The 18,694-nt window shown below is 72.0% G+C and carries 16 protein-coding genes; 8 read left to right on the top strand and 8 right to left on the bottom strand.

Annotated features, from left to right (window positions below):
• Positions 1-161: 161 nt before the first annotated feature.
• Positions 162-980, top strand: coding sequence for a L,D-transpeptidase family protein (locus DDW44_RS18790; RefSeq protein WP_108907137.1), 819 nt, complete (start codon positions 162-164; stop codon positions 978-980).
• Between the two features lie 489 nt (positions 981-1,469).
• On the opposite strand, the gene DDW44_RS18785 is transcribed toward DDW44_RS18790, so the two are convergent.
• The 4 genes from DDW44_RS18785 to DDW44_RS18770 form a co-directional block, all read right to left on the bottom strand.
• On the bottom strand, positions 1,470-2,477 hold the full coding sequence (locus DDW44_RS18785) for a hypothetical protein (protein WP_108907136.1): 1,008 nt from the start codon (positions 2,475-2,477) through the stop codon (positions 1,470-1,472).
• Positions 2,477-3,160 (bottom strand): RNA polymerase sigma factor, encoded by a 684-nt coding sequence (locus DDW44_RS18780; protein WP_026165063.1) that lies wholly within the window; start codon positions 3,158-3,160, stop codon positions 2,477-2,479. The genes DDW44_RS18785 and DDW44_RS18780 overlap by 1 nt, the downstream gene beginning before the upstream one ends.
• Positions 3,161-3,594: 434 nt before the next feature.
• Positions 3,595-5,100 carry a P-loop NTPase family protein gene (locus DDW44_RS18775; protein ID WP_108907135.1) on the bottom strand — a complete coding sequence of 502 codons (1,506 nt, stop codon included), beginning with the start codon at positions 5,098-5,100 and terminating at the stop codon, positions 3,595-3,597.
• A 251-nt stretch (positions 5,101-5,351) separates the two neighbouring features.
• Positions 5,352-6,029, bottom strand: coding sequence for a hypothetical protein (locus tag DDW44_RS18770; protein WP_108907134.1), 678 nt, complete (start codon positions 6,027-6,029; stop codon positions 5,352-5,354).
• Positions 6,030-6,177: 148 nt separating this feature from the next.
• Here DDW44_RS18770 and DDW44_RS18765 point away from each other — a divergent pair, with 148 nt between their 5' ends.
• Positions 6,178-7,851, top strand: a complete 1,674-nt coding sequence (locus DDW44_RS18765; RefSeq protein ID WP_244224059.1) for an FG-GAP-like repeat-containing protein — start codon at positions 6,178-6,180, stop codon at positions 7,849-7,851.
• 70 nt (positions 7,852-7,921) lie between these two features.
• On the opposite strand, the gene DDW44_RS18760 is transcribed toward DDW44_RS18765, so the two are convergent.
• From DDW44_RS18760 to DDW44_RS18750, 3 genes are all read right to left on the bottom strand, one after another.
• Positions 7,922-8,440, bottom strand: a complete 519-nt coding sequence (locus DDW44_RS18760; RefSeq protein WP_017946453.1) for a hypothetical protein — start codon at positions 8,438-8,440, stop codon at positions 7,922-7,924.
• Between the two features lie 110 nt (positions 8,441-8,550).
• Entirely contained in the window at positions 8,551-9,234 is a 684-nt protein-coding gene (locus DDW44_RS18755) for a DUF4328 domain-containing protein (protein WP_108907132.1), read from the bottom strand.
• 152 nt (positions 9,235-9,386) lie between these two features.
• Positions 9,387-10,967 carry a beta-N-acetylhexosaminidase gene (locus tag DDW44_RS18750; protein ID WP_108907131.1) on the bottom strand — a complete coding sequence of 527 codons (1,581 nt, stop codon included), beginning with the start codon at positions 10,965-10,967 and terminating at the stop codon, positions 9,387-9,389.
• 305 nt (positions 10,968-11,272) lie between these two features.
• On the opposite strand from DDW44_RS18750, the gene DDW44_RS18745 reads away from it, so the two are divergent.
• The 6 genes from DDW44_RS18745 to DDW44_RS18720 all read left to right on the top strand — a co-directional run bounded on the left by DDW44_RS18745 (position 11,273) and on the right by DDW44_RS18720 (position 16,133).
• A complete protein-coding gene (locus DDW44_RS18745) occupies positions 11,273-11,821 on the top strand; it encodes a 2-oxo-4-hydroxy-4-carboxy-5-ureidoimidazoline decarboxylase (RefSeq protein WP_027731772.1) in 549 nt (182 codons plus the stop codon).
• A 285-nt stretch (positions 11,822-12,106) separates the two neighbouring features.
• On the top strand, positions 12,107-12,487 hold the full coding sequence (gene sdhC / locus DDW44_RS18740) for a succinate dehydrogenase, cytochrome b556 subunit (protein WP_026165064.1): 381 nt from the start codon (positions 12,107-12,109) through the stop codon (positions 12,485-12,487).
• Between the two features lie 8 nt (positions 12,488-12,495).
• Complete coding sequence (locus DDW44_RS18735; protein ID WP_018889247.1) at positions 12,496-12,969, top strand: succinate dehydrogenase hydrophobic membrane anchor subunit; 474 nt, start codon at positions 12,496-12,498, stop codon at positions 12,967-12,969.
• A gap of 23 nt (positions 12,970-12,992) precedes the next feature.
• Positions 12,993-14,747, top strand: a complete 1,755-nt coding sequence (gene sdhA / locus DDW44_RS18730; RefSeq protein WP_017946459.1) for a succinate dehydrogenase flavoprotein subunit — start codon at positions 12,993-12,995, stop codon at positions 14,745-14,747.
• Positions 14,747-15,508, top strand: a complete 762-nt coding sequence (locus DDW44_RS18725; protein ID WP_017946460.1) for a succinate dehydrogenase iron-sulfur subunit — start codon at positions 14,747-14,749, stop codon at positions 15,506-15,508. Before sdhA ends, DDW44_RS18725 begins: the two co-directional genes overlap by 1 nt.
• 139 nt (positions 15,509-15,647) lie before the next feature.
• Positions 15,648-16,133, top strand: coding sequence for a hypothetical protein (locus tag DDW44_RS18720; protein WP_018889248.1), 486 nt, complete (start codon positions 15,648-15,650; stop codon positions 16,131-16,133).
• A 264-nt stretch (positions 16,134-16,397) separates the two neighbouring features.
• Here DDW44_RS18720 and DDW44_RS18715 read toward each other — a convergent pair whose 3' ends face one another.
• The gene (locus DDW44_RS18715) at positions 16,398-18,533 is read right to left on the bottom strand and encodes an ATP-binding SpoIIE family protein phosphatase (RefSeq protein WP_108907130.1); all 2,136 of its coding nucleotides are present in this window, start codon (positions 18,531-18,533) and stop codon (positions 16,398-16,400) included.
• Positions 18,534-18,694: the final 161 nt, after the last annotated feature.

Genomic DNA, 18,694 nt, shown 5'->3' with positions numbered 1-18,694 from the left:
CCGCACCGGCGGGTCTGCGAGCAGCGGCGTGCCCTCGACTGGGACCTTGCTCACAGCATGCTCCTCCGACCGCAACCAGGCACGGCCGTGAAGCATCCCTGTTCACACACGATCCTTGGGGGGCACCTATGCACCGTACGTCCGTTGTCAGCAGACCGCTCATGGCCCTTGTGTCCCTGGCGCTGGCCGCCGGGTGCACCGGCCGGGCGACCGGCGGGGGGAGTGACGAGCCCCCGGCCGCGCCGGGCGGACCGTCGAGGGTTCCCGTCGCCACCGCCACGCCCGCGGCCGACGACGCCAAGCCCCCCGCCCCCTCCCCGGCGACACCGGAGGCCCGGCCCGCCGACTCCGAGGTGCTGATGAAGGAGGGCAGTGAGACCGAGCAGGTACGCGAACTGCAGGCGCGGCTGCGCCAGATCGGCCACTTCCACCGCAGCCCCACCGCGTTCTACGGCTCGATGACGGCCGAGGCGGTCAGCGGCTTCCAGCGGAAGCAGGGTCTCGCCGGGACCGGGTCGGTCGACGGGACGACCTGGCGGCGGCTGCTCGGGCTGACCCGTACGCCGACCGCCGGGGAACTGCGGCCCGCCACGACCAACGAGCTGGACGAACCCGACCCCCGGTGCCTGAAGGGGCGCGTGCTCTGCATCAGCAAGGAGAGCAGGACGCTCGCCTGGATGATCGACGGCACGGTGGTGGCGGCGATGGACGTGCGCTTCGGCTCGGAGAACACACCCACCCGTGAAGGAACGTTCAGCGTGGGCTGGAAGGCCCAGGACTGGGAGTCGACGCTCTACCACACACCCATGCCGTACGCGATGTTCTTCAGCGGCGGCCAGGCGGTGCACTACTCCCCGGACTTCGCCGCGCGCGGCTACAGCGGCGCCTCGCACGGCTGTGTGAACGTCCGGGACAGGAAGAAGATCGCGTCGGTCTTCGGCCAGGTGAAGGTCGGCGACAAGGTCGTCGTCCACTGGTGAGACGGCGTGCCCCGGCGGAAGGCGGGGCCGGCTGTCGTACGAGGGAGGCGGGCGGCCGACGCGGGCGGCTGGTGTGAGAGGTGAGGAGGCGCGGGCGGGACCGGGGGAACGTGTCCCGCCCGCGCCTGTGTGCTCTGAGCCGTGGGTACGGGGGGAACCCCGGCTCAGGCGTCGCCGATGACCAGTCGGCTCACTTACTACTGCGCCGCTCAGCCAAAAAACGTCACACCTGGCCGAAGATTTTTCCCGAGGGGGGAGAACCGCAGGTCAAGACGTTGCGATCGAGAGAGCACGGGAGCCTCCGCTCCGGGGCGCGTGCGGCCGCCCCCGGCCACCGGCCCACCGGCCCACCGGCCACCGGCCACAGGCCACAGGCCACAGGCCCACGATCCCCCGGCCACCAGCCCGCGAGCCACCAGCCACCAGCAGGCAACCGGCCACCGGCCACGGGCAGGCAACCGGCAGGCAACCGCCGGAGGGTCCGGGGATCTACAGACCCGCGAGGGACGCCGCCGGGACGGCGGGCCGGTAAAGCCGCCGCACGTCCGTCGGCGGCACGAAGGGCATCCCCGCGGGAGCGGGCCGCAGGGAGGCGGGGGGCAGGAACGGGGAGCGCGGGAAACCACCCGAACCGGAGCCGTCGCCGTCCTCGCCGTCGTCGTCCTGCTCTCCGTCGTCGCCGCCCTGACCGCCGTCGCCGCCGTCACCGTCGTCGCCGCCGTCCTCGCCCGCACCGTCGGCGGACAGCATCCGGTCGCAGAACCGCTTCACCCGGTCCGCGCCCTGAGCCGCGGCCTCCAGCTTGCGCTTGCGCTCCTCGTCCAGGGTGCCGTTGCGGTGGTCGCGGCAGGCCTCGACCGTCTTGCTGTACCAGTCCCTGCTGCCGGTGCCCTCGGTGCGGCCGTCGTGCGGCGCGGCGGACGCGTCGCCCGGACCGCTGCCCGCCCCGTCACCGGCCCCCGGGGTTCCGGCGCCGCCCGGGACCGCGGGGGTGCCCGGCGAGGAGGGAGGGCTCACGGGCGAGGGCCCGTCGGGACTGCGCAGCCGGCCGGCCGGGGGTTCGGAGGTGATCGGCCCGGGGGTGGCGGCACCCGAGACGGACGATGCGGGCGCCGGGCGGGGGTCCCCGAACGGCGTCGGCAGCACCCCGGTCCCCGCCGCGACGGCCACGCCGCCCACCGCGAGTCCGGCCAGCGAGGCCGCCAGCCCCCAGCGCACGGAACGGGCCCAGGAGACCGGGCCTGCCTCCGGTGCCAGCCGCACCGTCGGCAGCAGTTCCGCCGCGCCGCCGTCACGCGCCTTGCGGAACGCGGCGAGCGCGGCGTCCTCGCCCCTCAGCGGCTCGGTCACCGGCCCCCGGGCGGCTGCGTCGTCGAGCAGCCCGGCCAGCAGAAGGGCCTGGTGACGCGCGTCAACGCCGGCGGGATCGACCGGTTCGCCGCGGAGCAACCGCTCCGCAGCCTCCTGATCGAGCCACTCGTCACGCTCGTCCGCCATCACATGTCCTTCTGCGTCCGCAGACGCGAATGCGTCACACCAGCGGAGCGGGCCGCGCCGGGGCGAACAGTGCGCGGTGACGGTACCGCGCCGAGTCCCGTCCCGTCCCCAGGGGCCCCGTGTGCCCCTTCGCTCTCCGCCCCCAGGAGCTCCGCGAGCCGCTTCAGCCCCCGGTGGGCCGCGGTGCGCACCGCGCCGGGGCGCTTGCCCAGGGTCTTCGCCGCGCTCTTCGCGTCCAGGCCGACGACCACGCGCAGCACGACCGCCTCCGCCTGGTCCTGGGGGAGCTGGGCGATCAGGGCCATGGCCCGGCCGGTCGCCAGGGCCTCCATGGCCTCTCCCGCGGTATCGGACTCGGCGGGTCTCCCGGTCAGTTCGGTCTCGTCGCCGCCGACCGCCGGGCGCCTGCCGCGCATCCGGATGTGGTCGAGGGCGCGGTTGCGCGCGATACGCGCCGCCCAGCCGCGGAAGCGGTCGGCGTCGCCGCTGAACCGGTCGAGGTCCCGGGCGATCTGCAGCCAGGCCTCGGACGCCACGTCCTCGGCCTCCGCCTCGCCGACCAGCGTCCTGATGTATCCGAGCAGCCGCGGGTGAACGGCGCGGTACACAGTCCGGAAGGCGTCCTCGTCTCCGTCCTGCGCCGCGCGCACCGCGGCGGTCAGCTCCGCGTCGTCCCCCAGCACTCCCACTACCCGTTCGTCATCGCGGCTGGTCATCACCGCCGCACAGCCCAGCGCGCAGCGCCACGCTACGTCCTCCACGGGGGCCGCGTCCATGTCTTGTACAACCTGCAACATTGTGCGGCAGGGACGCGGTGTGACAGAAAACGCACCCGCGGCGCTGAGAGGAGTACAGGGCCGCTCAACAGCCCTCGCGGACGACGACCGGGGCCTCTCCTGTGGGGGGTGGCGGCCCCGGTCGTCTCGCGTCCCGGCGCTCTCCGCGCACCCGATCCGGTCTCGAGGTCCTCCGCCACCGGCCGTCCGCGCCGACACCGCGGGCCCCGGCCGGCACCCGCCCGATCCGTCAACGGATGTCGCCGCCCGCCTCCGCGCCCGGCCCGAAGACCGGCCGTCCCCGAGGCCGGTGGCCGTGGGGGACGGCGGGTGACCTGGTGTCAGCTGCCGTAGAGAGCGGGCAGATCGACCAGGAGGACGTCGTCACGGCGGTCGGCGAGGTCGACCAGGTCGGGGTGGAAGCCGTGGAGGGAGTACAGGGCCAAAATGGTGGCAGCGGTGTCGTAGCCCTGCTCCTGGAGCAGGGCGCGGATGTGTTCCAGGCGGTCCAGGTCACCGGTCCCACGGCGGGCGGCGGTCGCCTTGGCCTCGCCCAGCAGCGCGATCCTCGCGCGGGGCGCCTGCGGGCGCTCCCCGGCCGCCAGGGCGATGACATCGACCTCGTGCTTCGTGCGGGCGGCCCGGTCGGCGACCTCGGTGGTACCGACCAGGCCCGGCAGCCCGCCGGGCAACAGGTCGTGGGCGTGACGACGGGTGAAGTCGCGCGCCAGGTCCTCGAAGTGCGGCCCGAGGATCTTGGAGTTGAAGGTCGGAGCGGCCTGCTGCCACACCTGCTCGGCGAAGCCCTGCTCCACGGCGGCGGCCTGCGGGAGGGTGACGAGCTGGTTGAAGCGGATGACGGGGTCGGCGAGCGTGATGACGGGGTGTCTGGAGCGGAGGACGTCCTGTTCCCGCCGGATGTAGCCGGTGGACTCCAAGACCCCGAGCGGGTGGGCGACGGCGTTGCGCGGGCGTTCCAGGGCGGCGCCGATCTTGCTGGGGGTGGTGGCGCCGTGCGCGATCGCGGTGAGGATGTCGTAGTACAGCGTGTGCTGCGTGATCCGGGGGTCCTCGCGCAGCAGGTACTCGGTCTCGGTGCGGGAGTAGACCGCCCGCCCGGGGTCGAGCAGCGTCCGGGTGAGCCAGGCGTCGAAGCCGTCGTCGGGATGCGGTCGGGCGGCAACCGGCCGGTAGCCGGGGGCCCCGCCGAGGACCGCGTGCACCTTCAGCGCGGTCAGCGGGTCGGCGATCCGCCAGAAGGCCCGGCTGGCGCGGTAGCCGAAGGCACCCAGCCGCAGATCGACCACGGCACGTCCGCGCAGCGGCTTGGTCCCGGAGAGGAGTTCGTGCATGACGCTCATCGCGGAGCCGCACAGGATCAGCCGCGGGCCCGGGCCGGCGCCTGGCCGGGCGCCCCACTGGCGTTCGTCGTAGAGCTGCTGCAGCAGCCCGGGGATCTCGGGCGAGTGCTGGAGCAGGTACGGCAACTCGTCGATCACCAGGAGGGGGTGCGGCGAACGGGCGCTGACGTCGAGGGCGTTGGACAGGACGTCACGCCAGTCGGTCAGACGCAGGCTCCCCGGCCTCAGGCCGGCGTGGGTGGCGACCGCGTCACTGAACCGCTGGATCGCGGGCAGCCGCCCCTCCTCCCGGACGGCTGTGATGTACAGGCCGCTGACCTGCTCGGACAGCGCCCGCAGCAGGTACGACTTCCCGTGTCTCCGCCGCCCCGACACGATGCCGAGCCGCATCGCCGGATCAGGATCGGTGAGGAAGTCCGAGAGCAGCGCCCACTCCCGGTCCCGGTCGACCACGTACTCGGGCTTGGCCGGCAGGCTCTTCTCCAACTCACCCTCCGACACATCGGCTCTTGCGGAATTTGTCCAAGTCTACTTCGACGGATTCCGTCGTACTGGAATTGCCTCCGCATGGAGCGGGGTACCCGGTCGCGGGGTTCCGGCAGGTCCCGAGGGATCCAGCAGGGGCGCGGACGTGTGCGGACGCGTCCCGGACGGCCCCTCCGGCGGCCACGGACCGGCGCCGCGTGGGCGACCGGGGGTGACTCGCGCACCGCCGGTGACCGAGCGCGGGCCGCATGTCAGCCGGGAACCGCGCCGTGCCACCGCCAGGACTCCAGGCGTTCGCGGCCCGGCAGTTCGCTGCGGCCCGTCGCCCAGAGGAGGGTCTCCCAGCGGTCCGTGTCCGCCGGGGCGTAGGGGAAGAGACGGGCGAGGACCCGGGCGCAGAGGCCGGCCGGCGGGGACCAGGGAAGGCCGAGGCCCTGGGCCACGTCATGGGTGTGGACGAGGGTCTCGACCACGCCCATGGCGGCGAAGCCCTCGGCGTCGGACGTCCCGAAGGTGTGGTGGGCCCGGGTCTCCGCGGGGGCCGTGCGCACCATCGCCGTGAGCAGGCCGCCGCAGGCGTCCAGCATCTGGAGCAGGCCCCGGGGGCCGGCGGCCCGGTCGGCGAAGAGGGTGCCGGCCGGTCCGCCCGCGCGACGCGTCCCGCAGTCGAAGGGGACGTCGCCGTCCAGCGGAGGGGATTCGGGGCCGAGCTGGGCGGCGTAGGCGAACAGGTCGTCGGCGAGATGCTCGACGGTCTCCCAGCAGGTCCACTCCAGTGCGCCGGCCCGGGTGTCCCAGTCGGCGCGGAGGGCGGCCCGCAGGGTGGTGAGCGCCAGCCGGACGGCGTGCTGCACGTCGTCGGCGGTAACGGGTGTTCTCGTCGTTCCCTCTGATGCGTCCGGGACGCCTGACACCTGATCAACGGCCATGACCGGACGGTACCAACGGCCGAGGAACGGGAGTTCGGGCCGGCATTTTCGGACAGCCCGTCAATCACCCGTTGATTCCGGACGTCACCGCCCCGGCCGTAGCGTCATTGCACACCATATGCCTGACGCTTCCTTATGCTCCGGCCCCATGAGATGCCGCCCTGTGGCCTTCACCGCCGCGTGCACCGCCGCCGTCTGCCTCACCGGCCTCACGGCCGCCGCGCCCCCCTCGGCTCCCGTCTCGCCGGCCCCCTCCCCCGTCCGGGCCGGGGCCTCCCCCGGTCGTGCGTCCCTCGCGCCGGGTGCAGGCGAGATCCACAGCGTGCCCGTACCCGGCACCGACCCGACGCGGCGTTCACTCCCGGCCAGCACCACCGAACCGTTCAGCCTGGTCGGCATCACCTGGGACGACCCGGAAGCGGAGATCGGCGGCACCGTCGAAGTCCGCACCCGGGACAGCCGTACCGGCGTCTGGTCGCCCTGGCACACGATGGACGCCGACGTACGGGCCTCCGAGGCCGGATCGGGGCCGGCCGCCACCGGGCTGCGAGCGGGCAGCCTGCCGCTGTGGACCGGGCCGTCGGACGGGGTGCAGCTGCGCGCGGAGGGGTCGGCGCTGCCCCGGGGGCTGCGCGTCGAGCTGGTGGACCCCCAGGACGGCGCCCCGGCGCCGCCGTCCGCCCGTGCGGAGGCGCCGGCGGGCGCTCCGCCGATGACCATGCGGGCGGGCTGGGGCGCGGACGAGTCCAAGGTCGGCGGGCCGCCCACGTACAACTCCACCACCAAGGCGGTGTTCGTCCACCACACCGCCGGGTCGAACACCTACCAGTGCGCCGACTCGCCCGCGATCGTGCGGGCCGTCTTCACGTACCACGTGGAGGGCCAGGGCTGGAACGACATCGGCTACCACTTCCTGGTCGACAAGTGCGGCAGGATCTTCGAGGGCCGGGCCGGCGGCATCGACCGGCCGGTCCAGGGAGCCCACACCTACGGCTTCAACGTCGACACCAGCAGCGTGTCGGTGATCGGCGACTACAGCACGGCGGCCACCACGCCCGCGGCCCGCGACGCCGTGGCGAGGCTCGCCTCCTGGAAGCTCGGCCTCTACGGCCTGGCCGTCGACGGGACCACGACGCTCACGGCGTCCACGGACAACGGCAAGTTCCGGCGAGGGGAGCGCGTCACCCTCCCGCGGCTCCCGGGACACCGCGACGCGTACCCGACCGAGTGCCCCGGCGCCCATCTCTACGCCGACCTGCCCGCCATCCGCCGGTCCGCCGCGGCGCTGGGCGACGGGTCCGGCACCGGCGGGCCGGAGCCCTCCGGGGTGCCCTGGCCGCCGGACCCCGGTGCGGAGGCGGCGGCGGCCGTGCCGGACGGCGCCGAGGAACTGGACTCCGCCGGCGGTGACTTCGACGGGGACGGGGACCGGGATCTGGCGGTCGCCTTCCGGACACCGGAGGGAGCCGCCGCGCTCGTCGTGCTGAGCGGTCCCGAGCGCGGACGCGGGACCGCCTCGCCCACGATCCTGATGGGCGCCGGTGGGTCCGCCCTCGCCTCGGGCGACATGAACGGCGACGGGTTCGACGACCTGGCCGTGTCCACCGGGCGGGGGATCGTGACGTACCACGGTTCGCCCACCGGTCTGAGCACGGAGGGGGCGCCCACCCTCGCGGTGGGCGCGGACGCCCCGGCCCTGACCGCGCTGGACCTGGACGGCGACGGCTACGCGGATCTCCTCGCCGAGCCCGACGTGATCGCGACCGGCGGGCCGCTGGGACTCGGCGTGCCCGGGAACGGTCCGGCCGGGTCCGCCGGGTAGCCGGGCCGCGCACTCCGGGACGGGGCCGGCCCGGGCCGCCTCGCCCGCCCGGACGCACCCCCGGGACGGGTCAGCCGCCGCCCCGCGCCCGCCGGGACAGGGCCGCGCGCAGCACACGACGGCCCTCGGTCGACAGGTCCAGGGCGCGGCGCAGTGCGGCGCCGTCCGGGTTGCCGGCGAGGAGTTCGAGGATCTGGATCTGGCGGCGCTCCTCGCCGGCGAGGAGCGGACCGCAGGCGCCACCGGCCGGGTCGAGTTCCCGGTGCAGTTCGAGCGCCAGGTCGGAGCAGGCCGCCGCCCACTCGCCGAGCGGGCCGGCGGCCCACTCCGAGGGAGCGGCGGCGATCATCTTCCGCACCGGGGCCCAGGCGTCGCTGGACGTACCGTCGACGGGCGCCTCGTCCAGTGCCGCCCGCGCGGCGGCCAGCTGCCCGGCCCAGCCCTCCTCGCCCTCGGCGATGCCCGCCCACAGCGGGCGCAGCACGTCGGGCTCTTCGTCGAGCAGCGGTTGGCAGCGGTCCAGGCACGCGAGACCGCTCGCGGCGAGGCTCCGCCCGTCGGCCTCCGCGATCAGTTGCACCAGGCCCATCGACGCCTCCCCGACCGTGCGTTCGCGTACGTCACATACAGCGCCGAGTGGCCGAAAATCGTCACACCCGCGGCCGAAAACCGTACGGGCAGGGCCGATCCGCCCCGCCGTCAGACCGACGGCACGGCCCGGAGCGCGAGGGCCTTGGCGTGCTGCAGGGACGTCAGCCTGCGCACGAACAGGACGGCGAGCACCGCGGCGAGCACGTCGAACCCGGCGCCGGCGATCAGCAGCGCCGTCGCGTCGTGGACGGCGTCGGCGCCCTGGGCCCTCTCGTACACCCTGCTCGCGTACCGGTCGAAGACCACCGCCCAGACCCAGGCGCCCCACCAGGCGTTGAGGAGGCCGCGCCCCACCGGCTTGCCGTCGTACGGGTCGGGGTTGCTGGCCCGCAGCACGTCGGCGGCGATGCCCCGCGGGATCCACAGGTTGGCGATCGGGATGAACCACGCGCCGATCGCCCAGCCCGGGGTCCGGCGCTGGGTGTCGGGCGCGAAGACCTCCGCGTTCTGCCGGGCCCGGTGGAACCAGATGATGAAGAGCGTGCCCACCGCCAGCAGTACGGCGACGTACAGCACGCCCGTTCCGGCCATCGCGTAGTCGGCGCGGTTCGCCGCGTCCTCGTCGAAGCCGGCCGTCCCCGAGGCGGCGCCGCTGAGGAACGACCGCATGTTGACCGAGGCCGCGACGATCAGGAGATCGGCGACGATCACGACGCCGAACAGCGCGATGACGGCGTACGAGAGCCCGACGGGCGAGCGGAGTACCCGGCCGGGTCCGTGCGACGGCGGCACGGGCGCAGGCACGGGCGCAGGCACGGGCGCAGGCATGGGTGTATGCGGTGTCAAAGGGATCCCCCCACAGGTCACGGACTCTTCGCGCGCCCCCTCCCCGGGGCAGCGCACCGAACAACCGTACGAGAACGGTCGCCCCCGGACCCTAGCCTTCAGCCGAGACTGTCCGCCAGCGCGTTGAACTGCGCCCAGCTGAGCGCGGGCCGGCCCGGGGTCCACAGCTTCTGGGACAGCGCGCGCAGCGGCATCCGGATGCCCGCCGCCACCTGGTCCTGGGTCTGCGCCTGGGCGCGGTCGCCCCAGACGGCGAGGCGGCCGCCGAGGATCTGGTCCGAGTAGCGCGCGGGCACCGGGGCCGTGCCCCGCAGCACGAGCGGCGTCCACTCCTCGTAGATGCGCCGGCCCGTCGGGTAGGTGAACTCGTTGGGCTCGCCGAGCACGTAGTAGAGGTACTCGTCGTTGAGGTTGACGACCTTGCGGCCTTCGGCCAGGTACTCGGCCGGGGGCCGGGCGCCGATCTCCTTGCCCGTCCAGTACTCGACCTCGATGTCCTTGTCGGGCGAGACCGCGCCGCCGCGGAAGAAGCCGTCGTTCCACGCCTTGGGCTGCTTCTGCGCGGCGCGCACCACGGAGGCCCGGTCGTTCAGCCAGCCGGTCGCCAGGTCGTGCACGGTGGCGTTCGGCCCGTACCTCTCCACGGCCGCCCGGGCCAGCTGCGGGTAGGAGGCCTGCGGGTCGCGCACGGTCAGCGCCTGGTACTCGTCGGCGCCGACGTGGAACCAGCGGCCGGGGAACAGCCGGGCGTACTCGCGCAGCAGGTCGTCGACGATCCGCGCGGACTCCGGCCGGGAGATGTCGATGGCGCCCTGCCGGGGCACGCCCCGGGTGTCGCGCAGCTGGAGCCCGGGGTGCGCCCGCAGGACCGCGCCGAGGTGCCCGGGCGAGTCGATCTCGGGGACGACGGTGATGTGCAGGCTCCGGGCGAGGGCGAGGATCCGGCGCACCTCGGCCTTGCCGAGGTGGTCCCGGGAGACGACCTCGGGGTGGGTGTCGGAGGCGATCCGGAACCCCTGGTCGTCGGAGAAGTGCAGTCCCAGCGTGTTGAGCTTGAGGTCGGCCATCTCGCGCAGCCGCGCCTCGATCCAGCCGGCGGTGAAGTGCTTGCGCGCGATGTCGACGTTCAGGCCGCGCTGCGGCCGGTCGGGACGGTCGCGGACAACGCCCTCGGGCATGGCGCCGCCGGAGCGCACGGCCTGCTTCAGGGTGCGGGTGCCGTAGAAGACCCCCGCCTCGTCGGGCCCGGTGATCCGGACGCGGTTGCCGCGCGTGGTGAGGGTGTACGACTCGGACCCGCCGCCGCCCGCCGGGTCGAGCGACAGTTCGACGTCGCCGGCCTTCACCGGCCCGCTGTTGCGGAAGCCGGTCTTCAGCTCCCCGGCCAGCAGCCGGCCCTCGTCGGCGAGCGCCTCGCTCCCCTTGGCGACGACGACGGCACTGCCCGCCGCCGGGCGCCAGCCCGGTCCGCGGGCGGCCTCGTGGTCCCTGACGGAGGGGATGGTCCGGGGCGCGCCGGAGAGGGGGTACGAGGGCTTCGGGGACGGGGTAGCCGCCGGGGAAGGGGCCGTGGCGGCGCCGGTCCCCCGGGCCTCCGCGCCGCCGGACCCGCCGGCCGAGCAGGCGGCGGCCGCCGACAGGGCCACGGCGGCCGCGACGGCGGGGGCCACGCGCCGCATTCGCCCGGACTGCCACATCACAGAAAGAACCTCCTCTTCTCGGAGAAGTATGACAAACGCCGGCTTACCGGTTCATTTCCGTGCATCCGTCCACCGTGCACGCTCAAACTCTCCCGTTCGGGTGAAATTCGCGCACCCTTCGGCCACCCCGTGGCGCGCCTCGATAGCGTTGCAGCTCAACCAGCTCACGCTTCCCCGTCGCCCCCCCACTCGCCCCCTGTCGCCTCCCAGTCGCCCCGGAGTCCACGCTGTCCCGCGAATCGCACACCGGCCTCCCCCAGCGACCGCCCACGATTCCTCCGGCGGTGCGGATCCCCGCCCCCGCCGGGCCGGCCTCCCCGGCATCCGCGCACGGCCCCCGTACGGCCGCCGGTGCGCACCTGCCCGGCCTGGAGCGGTTCAACACCGCGGCCCACTCCGCCGCGACCGCGGCCCTCCTCTCCTGCTGCGGCAGCCGCCGCTGGGCCCGGCGAGTCGCCGCCCACCGCCCCTACCCCGACCTCGGCTCGCTCCTCGCCGCCGCGGACGAGGCCGGCTACGACCTGTCCACCGCCGACCTGGACGAGGCGCTCGCCGCCGAATCGTCCTCCGGGCTGCACCCCACCGCCCCGGCGGCCGCCCACACCGCCCTGCGCGCCGCCCACGCCGCCTACGAGGCGAGCTTCGGCCACGCCTTCGTGATCTGCCTGGACGGCTTCCACTCCGACGAACATCCCGACCAGGTGCTCGCCGGAATCCGCTCGCGGCTCGCCAACGACCCGGACGAGGAGCGGGTGGTCGCCGCCGAGGAACTGCGCCGGCTGGCCCGGGCCCGGCTGGCGCACGTGGTGGCCGGCCGCCCAGGAGGCCCCTGATCCGGCCACCCCGAAGACCCCCGATCCGGCCGCCCAGGAGACCGCGATCCGGCCACCGCGGCAGCCACCGCCACGACCGGTTCGGCGACCGGCCCGGCAGCCGCCCCGATAGCCCGTCCGTGCCTGTTTGATCACACCGGTGGACCCCGCGCGAGGGAACCGACAAGTCGTCGCTACGATGGCGAGGGCCGGTGGACCGTACCCGGCCGGGCCAGACCGACAGAGCTGTCACCTTGGAAGGACGCTGGCGGCCGGCTCCAATCCCCGCTCCCGGAGGGTTTTTCCGTGCCGGCTGGAACGCTGTACCGCGGCCGGGAAGGTATGTGGTCCTGGGTGGCTCACCGAGTCACCGGCGTCCTCATCTTCTTCTTCCTGTTCGTACACGTGCTGGACACGGCTCTCGTCCGTGTCTCCCCCGAGGCCTATGACGAGGTCGTCGCGACGTACAAGACGCCGATCGTCGCGCTGCTGGAGTACGGCCTGGTGGCCGCCATCCTCTTCCACGCGCTGAACGGCCTTCGCGTCATCGCCGTGGACTTCTGGTCCAAGGGCCCCCGCTACCAGAAGCAGATGCTCTGGACCGTCATGGGCATCTGGGTCGTCCTGATGGCCGGCGCCGTCTACCCGGTGCTCGGCCACGCCGCACGTGAACTGTTCGGGAGCTGACGCCAGACATGTCCGCTGAGACCCCTTCCGCGATCGGCGCCGTCGAAGGCGCCGCCTACGGCCCCGACAACCCCGCGCCGTACATCGAGCCCCCGCGCAAGCGGACCGGCCGGACCCCCCGGTCGACCCGCGGCAACTTCGAGATGGCCGCATGGCTCTTCATGCGCCTCTCGGGCGTGGTCCTCGTCGTGCTGGTCATCGGCCACCTGCTGATCCAGCTCGTCCTGGACGGCGGCGTCTCCAAGATCGGCTTCGCGTTCGTCGCGGGCCGCTGGGCTTCGCCGTTCTGGCAGACCTGGGACCTGCTGATGCTGTGGCTGGCGATGCTGCACGGCGCCAACGGCCTGCGTACCGTCATCAACGACTACGCCGAGCGGCCGAACACGCGCCTGTGGCTCAAGGGCCTGCTGTACACCGCCACGGTGTTCACCATCCTTCTGGGCACGCTGGTGATCTTCACCTTCGACCCGAACATCCGCTAGGCACGGGGCTGAGGTTCCACACCATGAAGATTCACAAGTACGACACCGTCATCGTCGGCGCCGGCGGCGCCGGCATGCGCGCCGCCATCGAGGCGACGAAGCGCAGCCGTACCGCGGTGCTGACGAAGCTCTACCCGACCCGGTCCCACACGGGCGCCGCGCAGGGCGGTATGGCCGCCGCGCTGGCGAACGTGGAGGAGGACAACTGGGAGTGGCACACCTTCGACACGGTCAAGGGCGGTGACTACCTGGTCGACCAGGACGCCGCCGAGATCCTGGCGAAGGAGGCCATCGACGCCGTCCTGGACCTGGAGAAGATGGGCCTGCCGTTCAACCGGACGCCGCAGGGCACCATCGACCAGCGGCGCTTCGGCGGCCACTCCCGCAACCACGGCGAGGCCCCGGTCCGCCGGTCCTGCTACGCGGCGGACCGCACCGGGCACATGATCCTCCAGACGCTGTACCAGAACTGCGTCAAGGAGGGCGTGGAGTTCTTCAACGAGTTCTACGTCCTGGACCAGCTGATCACCGAGGTCGACGGGGTCAAGCACTCGGCCGGTGTGGTCGCGTACGAGCTGGCCACCGGCGAGATCCACGTCTTCCAGGCGAAGGCCGTCATCTACGCCTCCGGCGGCACCGGCAAGTTCTTCAAGGTGACCTCCAACGCGCACACCCTCACCGGCGACGGCCAGGCGGCCTGCTACCGGCGCGGCCTGCCGCTGGAGGACATGGAGTTCTTCCAGTTCCACCCGACGGGCATCTGGCGCATGGGCATCCTCCTCACCGAGGGCGCCCGCGGCGAGGGCGGCATCCTCCGCAACAAGGACGGCGAGCGCTTCATGGAGAAGTACGCGCCCGTCATGAAGGACCTCGCCTCCCGCGACGTCGTCTCCCGCTCCATCTACACGGAGATCCGCGAGGGCCGCGGCTGCGGTCCCGAGGGCGACCACGTCTACCTGGACCTGACGCACCTCCCGCCGGAGCAGCTGGACGCCAAGCTCCCGGACATCACCGAGTTCGCGCGTACCTACCTCGGCATCGAGCCCTACACGGACCCCATCCCGATCCAGCCGACCGCGCACTACGCCATGGGCGGCATCCCGACCAACGTCGAGGGCGAGGTCCTGGCGGACAACACCACCGTGGTGCCGGGCCTGTACGCCGCGGGCGAGGTCGCCTGCGTATCCGTGCACGGCGCCAACCGCCTCGGCACCAACTCGCTCCTGGACATCAACGTCTTCGGCAAGCGCGCCGGCATCGCCGCCGCCGAGTACGCGGCGGACGCCGAATGGGTCGACCTGCCGGAGAACCCGGCCGTCCTGGTCGAGGAGCAGGTCGAGCGCCTGCGGCACTCCACCGGCGGCGAGCGGGTCGCCGAGCTGCGCCGCGAGCTGCAGGAGACGATGGACGCCAACGTGATGGTGTTCCGTACGGAGCAGACCATCAAGACGGCCGTCGAGAAGATCGCCGAGCTGCGCGAGCGCTACAAGAGCGTGTCCGTCCAGGACAAGGGCAAGCGGTTCAACACGGACCTGCTGGAGGCCATCGAGCTGGGCAACCTGCTCGACCTGGCCGAGGTCATGGCCGTCTCCGCCCTGGCCCGCAAGGAGTCGCGCGGCGGTCACTACCGCGAGGACTTCCCGAACCGCGACGACGTCAACTTCATGCGCCACACCATGGCGTACCGCGAGGTCGGCGCCGACGGCACCGAGACCGTGCGTCTCGACTACAAGCCCGTCGTCCAGACCCGCTACCAGCCGATGGAGCGTAAGTACTGATGGCCACCCCCGTACTGGACAAGCCCGAGGCCGAGGCGCAGGACGCCTCGCCGTACATCACGGTCACGTTCCGGATCCGCCGCTTCGACCCCGAGGTCTCCGCCGAGGCCGAGTGGCAGGACTTCCAGATCGAGATCGATCCCAAGGAGCGCGTGCTCGACGGCCTCCACAAGATCAAGTGGGACGTCGACGGCACGCTGACCTTCCGGCGCTCCTGCGCCCACGGCATCTGCGGCTCCGACGCGATGCGGATCAACGGCAAGAACAGGCTCGCCTGCAAGACGCTGATCAAGGACATCAACCCTGACAAGCCCATCACGGTCGAGGCCATAAAGGGCCTCACGGTCCTCAAGGACCTGGTCGTGGACATGGAGCCGTTCTTCCAGGCGTACCGGGACGTCATGCCGTTCCTGGTCACCACCGGCAACGAGCCGACGCGCGAGCGGCTGCAGTCGGCCGAGGACCGCGAGCGGTTCGACGACACCACCAAGTGCATCCTGTGCGCCGCGTGCACATCGTCCTGCCCGGTGTTCTGGAACGACGGGCAGTACTTCGGCCCCGCGGCGATCGTCAACGCGCACCGCTTCATCTTCGACTCGCGTGACGAGGCGGGCGAGCAGCGCCTGGAGATCCTCAACGACAAGGACGGCGTGTGGCGCTGCCGCACGACGTTCAACTGCACGGACGCCTGCCCGCGCGGCATCGAGGTCACCAAGGCCATCCAGGAGGTCAAGCGCGCGCTGATCACCCGCCGCTTCTGAGCGCGGAGTCAGACGCTCCGTCAGGGGCCCGTTTCTGTACGCTCGCAGTACGGAAACGGGCCCTTGCCCGTGCTTCCGTCACGCGTGCTTCTGCCGTGCCGGCTTCTGTGATGCGAGAGCGATGCGAGAGCGGGGACCGATGAACCAGCCGAACCCCTACCAGGACGGCGGCGACTACCAGTGGGGCCCGGCGTACCCGCCGGACCCGGCCGAGTACGGGCACGGCTTCGCCCCGGCACCGCTCGCGCCGCTGGGCGGCCAGGGGGCGCCGGGCCTTCCGGGCGCCCCCCTGCTGATGATCGGCGACATCACCGTCGTCCAGGACTCCGTCGTCACCCCGAACGGGACGCTGCCCCTCAAGGGAGCGGTGTGGAACGTGACGGACCTGTCCCGCACCGAGGAGAAGACCCCCACGCACGCCATCGTGCTGGCGGTGGTCTTCTCCGTCTTCTGCCTCCTGGGGCTGCTCTTCCTGCTGATGAAGGAGCGGCGGACGACCGGCTTCGTCCAGGTCGGCGTCGCCGGCGGCGGACGCCACCACACGACGATGATCCCGGCGACCGGCCCGGAGACCCTGTACTGGGTCATGGGGCAGGTCGGCCATGCGCGCCTGCTGAGCGCGTAGCGCATCGGCCCGATCCCGCGGCCTGATCCCTTCGGCCGGCTCCCTCCGGCGCACCCTGGGGAGCTGACCTCGGCGACTCCAAGATGCCCGACAGAGTCAACCTCGTGCACGACACGATGAACCATCCCGGCATCATGCTCGCGACCGACCATGATCCACTTCGGGCGGCGCCCGTGCCCTGGCAAGCCGACACGGGCGGTAGACACTGCATCTTCAACGGCTGGGCTCCCGGGCCCCAGGCTCCAAGGCCTGGGGGTCCGGGGCCTACAGCGAGCTCTCTTCCGAAGCCGCTGAAATGAACTGCTCAGCCCAGATGGTCTTGCCTGTCCGCGTGTGACGTGTTCCCCAGCGCTGACTGAGTTGCGCCACCAGCAGCAGACCACGGCCGCCCTCGTCGAAGACGCGGGCCCGTCGCATGTGGGGGGCGGTGGGGTTGGAGTCGGAGACTTCGCAGATCAGCGTTCTGTCGTGGATCAGCCGCAGTCGGATGGGAGGCTGACCATAGCGAATGGCGTTGGTGACCAATTCGCTCACTATCAATTCCGTGGTGAACAGCAGATCGTCAAGTCCCCAAGCGGCCAGTTGAGCATGTACCTTCGCGCGGACCTGCGCAACAACGGCCGGATCGGATTCGACGTCCCAGGTGGCGACCTGGTGGGCGTTCAAGGCGCGAGTACGGGCGACCAGAAGGGCGATGTCGTCCACTGGCTGGGGAGAAAGCAGAGCCCCGAGCACGCCGTCGCACAGGGAGTTCAGCGACGGTGCAGGCCGGCCGAGTTCCTCAAGCAGCGTGTCGAGTCTCTTCTCGATGTTCTGGCCACGCTTTCCAATGAGACCGTCCGTATAGAGAGCGAGGAGACTGCCTTCGGGCAGCTCGATGTCCACGGACTCGAACGGCAGGCCTCCCAGTCCGAGTGGCGGGCCGGCCGGCAGGTCGAGGAAGTCCGCGGTGCCGTTCGGGGTGACGACAACGGGCGGTGGGTGCCCGGCGCGAGCGAGCGTGCACCGGCGCGTCACCGGGTCGTAGACGACGTACAGACAGGTGGCGCCAAAGCCCCCGGCGGTCTCGGCCTTCGTGGACAGGAGTTCCGCCGAGAGGAGCATGACCAGGTCATCGAGGTGCGTCAGCAGTTCGTCCGGTGCCAGATCGATTTCGGCCAAGGTCCGCACCGCGGTGCGTATGCGGCACATGGTGGCGGATGCCTGGACACCGTGCCCGACAACGTCGCCGACGACCAGGGCGACGCGGCCGCCCGATATCGGGATCACGTCGAACCAGTCACCGCCCACGCCTGCTCGGACTACTGCGGGCAGATAGCGGGAAGCAACCTCGACCGCGGTCTGATCGGGCAGCTTCTCCGGGAGCAGGCTGCGCTGAAGGTCCACGGCGGTGGTCCGCTCGCGGGTGTAGAGACGGGCGTTGTCGATGCAGATGGCGGCCCTGGCTGTGATCTCCTCGGCCAGGAGCACATCGTCCTCGGTGTAGGGCTCGGAGTGCACGTGCCGGGCGAAACACACCACACCCAGGGTGACGCCCCGTGCGCGTACGGGCGCGACGATCACCGCGTGCATTCCCGTCGCCCGGATGCCGGCTGCCTGAGAAGGATCGTTGGGCGACCACCGGTTGATGACGGCATCAGTCATCTCGTACCTGGCGGCCTGACCGCCGACAGCCAGGCAATCGGTCGGCGGCGAGAACGCGGAATAGGCGGCCATCGAGCCCACGTCACCCAGGGCCTCGGGCATGTTCTCAAGGACGGACCGTTGAGCCGTGCGGTTCAGGACGATCGGGCCGGTCACCGGGTCAGGAGGCGGTTCACCTCTCTGACCGACAAAGGCAAGCAAGTCGACGCAGGCAAAGTCCGCGAACCGGGGAACGGTCACATCCAGCAGCTCCTGCACCGTTTGTGCAACCTCCAGCGTGCTGCCGATCCGCGTGCCGGCCTCGTTGAGCAGCAGGAGGCGTTCCCTGGGCCAGTGCCGTTCGGTCGCGTCATGCGCGACAACGGATGCGTCGCCTCTCCGACCGGATGGCTTTCCCGGGCGATCCGGCAGGCCGGTCACCGCGGTCTCCAGGGCCCATCCACCGGACTCGCCGGGAGATGTCCGACGGTGTGCGAGGAGGGCCACGATGAGACTTCGGCCTTCCCTGTGCCGCAGCGCGACCCTCCCGCTCCACCACTCCCGGCCGGCCAGAGACCGACGACTTTCCTCAGTCATCTCTTCAGCAAGCAGGACTGCTGCCGACCGCCCCAAGACCTCATCGGTGCGGTAGCCGAGGAGCAGCTCGGCGCCCTCGCTCCAGCCCTGCACGATGCCGTGACCGTCAATGATCGCCGTAGCGCTGAACGCCACGTCAAGAGGATCACCTCGTCGGCTGTCCAAATCGGTGCGCCGCATTTCTGGCTGTCCAATCCCCTTTAATGGGATTCTTCCTTGATCTCATTGAAACACGAACACCGGGGCCTCATCCGGGAGAGAGCCCCTCGGCCGACAGAAACGGGCGCCTCGCCAAGTCTCTGGCTGCACCGGCGGCCTGCATGGCTACGAAGAGTGACAGT

Origin of the sequence: Streptomyces tirandamycinicus (genome assembly GCF_003097515.1) — a bacterium.
Lineage (GTDB): Bacteria > Actinomycetota > Actinomycetes > Streptomycetales > Streptomycetaceae > Streptomyces > Streptomyces tirandamycinicus.
This window is presented reverse-complemented; position numbering and strand designations above follow the sequence as displayed.

What these genes read in the sequence shown, in the direction of transcription:
- DDW44_RS18770 (WP_108907134.1), bottom strand. Translation starts at nt 6,029, where the DNA reads ATGGCCGTTGATCAGGTGTCAGGCGTCCCGGACGCATCAGAGGGAACG.
- DDW44_RS18715 (WP_108907130.1), bottom strand. Translation starts at nt 18,533, where the DNA reads ATGCGGCGCACCGATTTGGACAGCCGACGAGGTGATCCTCTTGACGTG.
- DDW44_RS18790 (WP_108907137.1), top strand. Translation starts at nt 162, where the DNA reads ATGGCCCTTGTGTCCCTGGCGCTGGCCGCCGGGTGCACCGGCCGGGCG.
- DDW44_RS18750 (WP_108907131.1), bottom strand. Translation starts at nt 10,967, where the DNA reads ATGCGGCGCGTGGCCCCCGCCGTCGCGGCCGCCGTGGCCCTGTCGGCG.
- DDW44_RS18735 (WP_018889247.1), top strand. Translation starts at nt 12,496, where the DNA reads ATGTCCGCTGAGACCCCTTCCGCGATCGGCGCCGTCGAAGGCGCCGCC.
- DDW44_RS18785 (WP_108907136.1), bottom strand. Translation starts at nt 2,477, where the DNA reads ATGGCGGACGAGCGTGACGAGTGGCTCGATCAGGAGGCTGCGGAGCGG.
- DDW44_RS18725 (WP_017946460.1), top strand. Translation starts at nt 14,747, where the DNA reads ATGGCCACCCCCGTACTGGACAAGCCCGAGGCCGAGGCGCAGGACGCC.
- DDW44_RS18720 (WP_018889248.1), top strand. Translation starts at nt 15,648, where the DNA reads ATGAACCAGCCGAACCCCTACCAGGACGGCGGCGACTACCAGTGGGGC.
- DDW44_RS18765 (WP_244224059.1), top strand. Translation starts at nt 6,178, where the DNA reads ATGAGATGCCGCCCTGTGGCCTTCACCGCCGCGTGCACCGCCGCCGTC.
- sdhA (WP_017946459.1), top strand. Translation starts at nt 12,993, where the DNA reads ATGAAGATTCACAAGTACGACACCGTCATCGTCGGCGCCGGCGGCGCC.
- DDW44_RS18760 (WP_017946453.1), bottom strand. Translation starts at nt 8,440, where the DNA reads ATGGGCCTGGTGCAACTGATCGCGGAGGCCGACGGGCGGAGCCTCGCC.